At 61.8% G+C, this 1,168-nt stretch carries 1 pseudogene and 2 CRISPR repeat arrays; the pseudogene reads right to left on the bottom strand.

The features are described from left to right. Positions 1–29: 29 nt before the first annotated feature. Positions 30–427: direct repeats of the CRISPR family, unit length 36 nt; unit sequence GCTTCAATGAGGCCGCGGCGCGAAGCCGCGGATCAC. Positions 428–463: 36 nt separating this feature from the next. Next, positions 464–700, bottom strand: a pseudogene (gene tnpA, locus ACRDSQ_RS16950) (IS200/IS605 family transposase); the annotation flags it as partial. Positions 701–795: 95 nt separating this feature from the next. Next, a CRISPR array of direct repeats spans positions 796–1,122; the repeat unit is 36 nt; unit sequence GCTTCAATGAGGCCGCGGCGCGAAGCCGCGGATCAC. Positions 1,123–1,168 lie beyond the last annotated feature (46 nt).

Below are 1,168 nucleotides of genomic sequence, written 5' to 3'. Positions count from 1 at the left end.
CATTTATTCTCAACAGCAGCCATTACTTCGCTTCAATGAGGCCGCGGCGCGAAGCCGCGGATCACGTGGCCAGCCGAAGCGATCGTGCACCCAGCCCTTGAAGCTTCAATGAGGCCGCGGCGCGAAGCCGCGGATCACCCGGAGAGCAACCATGTCGCACATGACCAACTACCTCGCTTCAATGAGGCCGCGGCGCGAAGCCGCGGATCACGCCGGTGACGATGCGGATGAGCAGCTCGACCTCGGAGCTTCAATGAGGCCGCGGCGCGAAGCCGCGGATCACATCGAACGAACGGTGGAGCTGACGCACGACGTCGAGGCTTCAATGAGGCCGCGGCGCGAAGCCGCGGATCACGTCGTTGACGGCGTCCTCGGTCACGGTGATGGATTTGCTTCAATGAGGCCGCGGCGCGAAGCCGCGGATCACGGGCCGCTATGAGGATCAGCCGAGACAGCTCCGTTACCCCACTACGTTTGAGACCGAGTACTTCGGCGGAATGCTGATGCACATGTGAATGTGGTCCGGCATCAAGTGCCCCTCCACAATCTTCGATTCCTTGTGCGTCGCCAACTCGTGAAAAATCTCCCCAAGGTGGCGCCTGACGGCGCCAAATATCTTCTTCTTGCGCCGCTTGGGGATGTACACCACGTGGTACTTACAGTCCCACCGGGTATGGCTCAAGCTCTGATAGTCTTTCATCGTGAACCTCGTCTCTTGGCAGAGATTTCAGGCTCACAATGACCGTCGCACAGGTCAAACCACGGGGAGTCCCCCGGCATAGCCGGGGGTTTTCCTTAATGAATGAGGCCGCGGCGCGAAGCCGCGGATCACTCCTGGATCTTCTGTGGCTCCGACGTCAGCTCGGTGATGCTTCAATGAGGCCGCGGCGCGAAGCCGCGGATCACCTCCGCCAGCAGCTGGGCCTCGGCGCTGTATTTGGCGCTTCAATGAGGCCGCGGCGCGAAGCCGCGGATCACGCGTGTGCTGGCGGAGTGGTTTCCCAATCTCATCACGCTTCAATGAGGCCGCGGCGCGAAGCCGCGGATCACCTGAACGCGGCATACTTCAGACACGGGCTGGTCTCCGCTTCAATGAGGCCGCGGCGCGAAGCCGCGGATCACGTGAGACGGTGGCCCACCTTCGCTGGGAGTGTCCGCTGCTTCAATG

It is taken from the genome of Actinokineospora sp., from assembly GCF_050699995.1.
In the GTDB taxonomy this organism is placed as follows: domain Bacteria; phylum Actinomycetota; class Actinomycetes; order Mycobacteriales; family Pseudonocardiaceae; genus Actinokineospora.
Note: the sequence above shows the minus strand (reverse complement) of the source record. Positions and strands in the feature narration are given on the sequence as shown.